Source organism: Rhodanobacter sp. MP7CTX1 (assembly GCF_014205795.1).
GTDB lineage: Bacteria > Pseudomonadota > Gammaproteobacteria > Xanthomonadales > Rhodanobacteraceae > Rhodanobacter.
In genome coordinates, this window is sequence record NZ_JACHCN010000032.1 from 1 (window position 1) to 4,459 (window position 4,459).

General features: G+C 62.2%; 5 protein-coding genes. 3 read left to right on the forward strand and 2 right to left on the reverse strand.

Going from position 1 to position 4,459, the window contains the following annotated elements; genetic code table 11:
* Positions 1-306 precede the first annotated feature (306 nt).
* From HDE77_RS20130 to HDE77_RS20140, 3 genes are all read left to right on the forward strand, one after another.
* Complete coding sequence (locus tag HDE77_RS20130; protein ID WP_184419711.1) at positions 307-741, forward strand: hypothetical protein; 435 nt, start codon at positions 307-309, stop codon at positions 739-741.
* 97 nt (positions 742-838) lie between these two features.
* The gene (locus HDE77_RS20135) at positions 839-1,510 is read left to right on the forward strand and encodes a hemolysin III family protein (protein ID WP_184419707.1); all 672 of its coding nucleotides are present in this window, start codon (positions 839-841) and stop codon (positions 1,508-1,510) included.
* A gap of 2 nt (positions 1,511-1,512) precedes the next feature.
* Entirely contained in the window at positions 1,513-1,875 is a 363-nt protein-coding gene (locus HDE77_RS20140) for a TfoX/Sxy family protein (protein ID WP_184419708.1), read from the forward strand.
* A gap of 51 nt (positions 1,876-1,926) precedes the next feature.
* Here HDE77_RS20140 and HDE77_RS20145 read toward each other — a convergent pair whose 3' ends face one another.
* Both HDE77_RS20145 and HDE77_RS20150 read right to left on the reverse strand, forming a co-directional pair.
* Positions 1,927-3,708 carry a DUF885 domain-containing protein gene (locus HDE77_RS20145; protein WP_184419709.1) on the reverse strand — a complete coding sequence of 594 codons (1,782 nt, stop codon included), beginning with the start codon at positions 3,706-3,708 and terminating at the stop codon, positions 1,927-1,929.
* Between the two features lie 86 nt (positions 3,709-3,794).
* Entirely contained in the window at positions 3,795-4,277 is a 483-nt protein-coding gene (locus tag HDE77_RS20150) for a DUF456 domain-containing protein (RefSeq protein WP_184419710.1), read from the reverse strand.
* Positions 4,278-4,459: the final 182 nt, after the last annotated feature.

A 4,459-nucleotide genomic window follows, 5' to 3' on the forward strand; every position in this document is an offset into this window, starting at 1 on the left:
TCAAGGTCATCAAACGGATGGCTTATGGCTACCGTGACAGCGAGTACTTCTTCAAGAAGATCAAAGCGGCCTTCCCCGGGAATCCGTGAAGAACCCAAAAAAAGCCCCACGAGAATCGCGGGGTCCAAAGGCGGATGACAGGGGGATGCAGCACATCCGCGGATGTAGTGTGGCCTCGTGCATGTCGATTGGGCGTGCAGGCGGAGTTAAGGAGGGTTAACGCAGCCATCGACCACGGTCGGTGCAAGCCTGCAACAATCAGCGACCGGCACTGGGTCGGTGGTAGCGAGAGGAACGGCAATGAGTTTGATCAAAGGGACGGTTGTGATGGTGTTGGCATGCGCCGCGCTGCTGGCTGGCAGTCCGGTGCAGGCTGGGGACATGTCCTGTCAGATGGGATTTCAGCTATCCGGCTGGTCGATCTTCTACAAGACCTATAGCGGCAGCGGCATGGTCCACTGCAGCAACGGTCAGAGCATGCACGTACAACTGCGCGCCAAGGGCGGTGGTTTGACGTTCGGCAAGAGCAGGATCGACGACGGCCATGGCCGCTTCAGCGGCATCCACGACATTCATGAAGTACTGGGTCACTACGCGACTGCCGAAGCCGAAGCGGGCACCGAGGATAGTGCGGCCAAGGCACAGGTGATGACCAAGGGCAATGTCTCGCTGGCACTCACTGGAAAGGGCAGTGGCTGGAATCTTGGCGTGGCATTTGGTGCGTTCATCATCGAACCCTAGTCCGCTGTCAGCGACCGGCAGTAGGCAAGCCGGAGCGGCCCCGCTAAGGTAACTGCAGGAGTGCTGCATCGCGCCTCCTTGCCTGTCAGGAGTGGTCATGTCCGCCTCACCCAACGTTGCCGTCGGCGCGCGCTACAGTTTTGGCGACGAACTTGCCAGCAGCGTCATCCACGGCATCGGCATCGTGCTCAGCATCATTGGTCTGACGACCCTGGTGGCGTTTGCCGCACAGCATGGCGACACGCGTGTGGTGATCGCCAGTGCGGTGTACGGAACCACGCTGGTACTACTCTACACGGCGTCCACGCTGTACCACTCGATTTCAGTCGTTGCCGCGAAACCGGCGCTGCGCACGCTCGACCATATCGCGATCTTCCTGCTGATTGCAGGGACCTATACGCCGTTCACGCTGATCGCGTTGCCCGGCACCTGGGGCTGGAGTTTGTTCTCGGCAGTGTGGGCGCTGGCGTTGATCGGCAGCGCGCTGGAACTGGGCGTACTCAAGCGCTATCGCAAGTTCGCCGTGTTGCTGTATGTGGGCATGGGCTGGATCGGCATGATCGCGTTCAAGCCGTTGAGCATGCATCTGCAGACGGGTGGCATGTTGCTGCTGATTGGCGGCGGCGTGGCCTACACGCTGGGCGTGCCGTTCTACCTGTGGCGCCGGCTGCCCTATCACCATGCGCTATGGCACGCGTTCGTGTTGACCGGTAGCGTGCTGCATTTCCTCGCCGTGCTGCTGTATGTGATTCCCGCCGCGGCAGCGTGATCATGCCCGCTTCACTCGACGTGATGCGCCGCGATCTCGAAGACGCCGCCGCGCATCTCGGCAAGCCGCACGATCTGCGCTTCAAGGCGATGTTCGGCGGTCTGATGGCCTATCTGGATGAAAAGCCCTGTGCGTGGCTCACGCCCGGCGGGCTGGCCCTGAAGTTGGCGGCGGTCGACCAGCGTGAACTGCTGCAGTTGGCAGGCGCAGAGCGGCTGATCGCAAAGCCAGGTGCGGCGCCGAGCCGGCATTACATCATCGTGCCGGCGTTGGTATGTCATGACACGAAGCAACTTGCTGGTTGGCTGGCTAGAAGCGCGCCGGCGTTCAGCAATGGATCCCGTTCGCGACATCCCGGTCGCTGATCTCGCGGCAGCGCGTCGGCGGCAGCTGGTGGGCTGCCGCCGGGCCCAGACTCAGCGCTTCTGCTGAGCCGGGATGAACTGCGTACGTACCGCCTCGGCAAGCTGCGCCGGTGGCAGCAGGCCCTGGCCGATCAGGAAGTCGTTGAACGCCATCCGATCGAACTTCGGACCCAGCGTCAGCTCCGTCTCGAGGCGCAACTGCTGGATGCGCATGTAGCCATAGAAATACGAGGCGGCCTGACCTGGGCTATTGAAGGTATAGCGATCGATTTCCTCGCGCGCCATCGGCTCGGACAGACCGACATCGCGGATCAGGACCTCCTTCGCGCGCTCCTTGCTGATCAGGCCGAGGTTGAGCATCGGATCCAGAAATGCGCGTGCGGCACGCATCAGGCGCGCCTGCAGTGCGGCGAACTGACCGGCTGGTGGCTCATACGGCAGCATCTCGGATTCCGAATACAGCGCCCAGCCTTCCACGTTGACGCTGTTGAACGCGAACAGGCTGCGTGCCAGCGACACGCCGTGTTCAATCATCGCGGAGAACTGCAGCTCGTGGCCGGGGCGACCTTCATGCGAGGTGAGCGTCCAGGCCGCTGCCTTGTACGTGAAGTCGTCGTAGCTCTGGCTGTTGTCGCCCTTGTTCGCCGGATGTCCGGTGCTCAGCACGAAGGTGCCTTGCTCACCGTGGTTGTTGATGAACGGCGGCGGATCCATGTGCGGCGCCGGGATCTGTGCGTTCTCGGCGTCCGAGGCCAGGCGTATCTGCATCGGGCGGTCAGGCAGGGTGACGATCCGCTCGCGACGAATGGTGGGCTCGATCTGGCCGAGTACTTCGTGATACCACGGCATAACCTGATCTTTCGGCAGCTGCTGTTTCTTCAGCGCCTGAAACACCGCCTGGTAACCGGTGGCGTTGATGCCTTCGGCCTTCGCTACCACCGGCGCCATCATCTGCATCGCGCCGCGCATCTCGACGAATTCCAGTTCCGCCTGCTTCAGCAATTCCTGCGGCGGAATGTCGATGCCGACCTGTTTGAGGGTATAGGCATACAGCGGCTCGGGCATGCGGAAGTCGGTGCGCTCATGCGGGACCACGGTGCTGCGTACCCAGCTGTCGTAGTCCTTCAATTGTTGCGCCAGCGTATCCAGCGCGGCCTTGCCTTCGGCAGTGTCCAGCTTGTTTTTCGCGAACAGCTGGCGAATCCCGTCGACGTAGTGCGAGGTGTTGTCCAGCTGTTGGTCGATCTGACCCTTGTACGGGCCGAGCAACGCCTTGTTGCCCAACCGCTCGGTGGTCTGCGCTTCGGCCAGCTGAGTGATCGGCGTGCAGCCGGGCGCTTTGCCGATGTAACACTGCAGACGGGCCAACGCGGCCGGGTGCCGCTTCGCATCGACACCGTCCTTCAGCAGGTTGAACTCGCCACCGAAGATCAGTTGGCCGATGTCCTGGACGGGCAACAGGTACTTCGCGTTGAGATCGATGCCCTCGACCTGCTGGTCGACCGCGTCGATCATGATGTGCAGGTCCTGTTGCACGTTGGCGTCGTGCTCGGTCGCCAGCATTTTCTCCAGTTGCCCCTTCGCTTTCAGAAATGCCGCACGTGAACGTGCGTCGAGGTCTGGCTTGAGGTCGGCGACTTTGTCGTCGTAGCCGGGAATGCCGATTTGCGATGCGAATTCCGGATTGAAGCGAGCCAGAGCGTCGAGTACGACCTGGGCGTCGGCATTGCTGCGTACGACCCAGGCGGGCGGCGCGGCGGCGGTCTGAGCTTGCGCCGAGCCAGCGGTGGCCAGCAGCGCAGTCGCCATGGCGATGACGAGACGGTTGGACATGGGTGAGGCTCCCTATGAGGTAGCCCAGCCTAGGCGACAGCGCGATGCAGAACCATGTGCCGAAGGTCGTGGCGCTGGATGGGCGCTCAACCGAACATCAGGGCCAGTCCGAACAGGCCGACCATCACGAACGAAATCACCAACTTGAGCAGCGTGCCGAACAGCAGGCCTAGCCAGGTGCCAACGCCGACATGCGCCGAGCGCAGTACGCTGTTGCCAGACGCCAGCTCGCCGAGCAGGGCGCCGACAAACGGCCCAAACAACAGCCCGGGCACCCCGAAAAACATCCCGATCAGCGTACCAAGGCTCGCACCCCACAAGGCCAGCCGGCTGGCGCCGACGCGTCGGGCGCCGAGCGCACTGGCGATGAAATCGACGATCACCCCGATACTGCCCAGCGCGCCGATGATCAGCAACCACCATAGGCCGAGATGCCGGTAATGATCCACCGCCGCCACCAGCCAGATGCCACCGAAGATCATCGGGATACCCGGCAACGTCGGCAATACGGCACCGGCCATACCGCCGACGATCAGCAGTGCGGCGAGTACGTACAGCGCGATATCCATCATTGATGTCCTGGTACGTCACCGTCGCCGAATGGTAGGAGCGTACCCCACGGATCGACTCCGGGAAGGCCTGAGCGCGACCGCCCTCTTTTTGTGGGAGATTCTATGTTTGCATGCAAGTGGTTTGGGGTAATTTGGGTTGATACTGCGAATCGGTCTTGAGCAGTGCGAAGGCGATACGG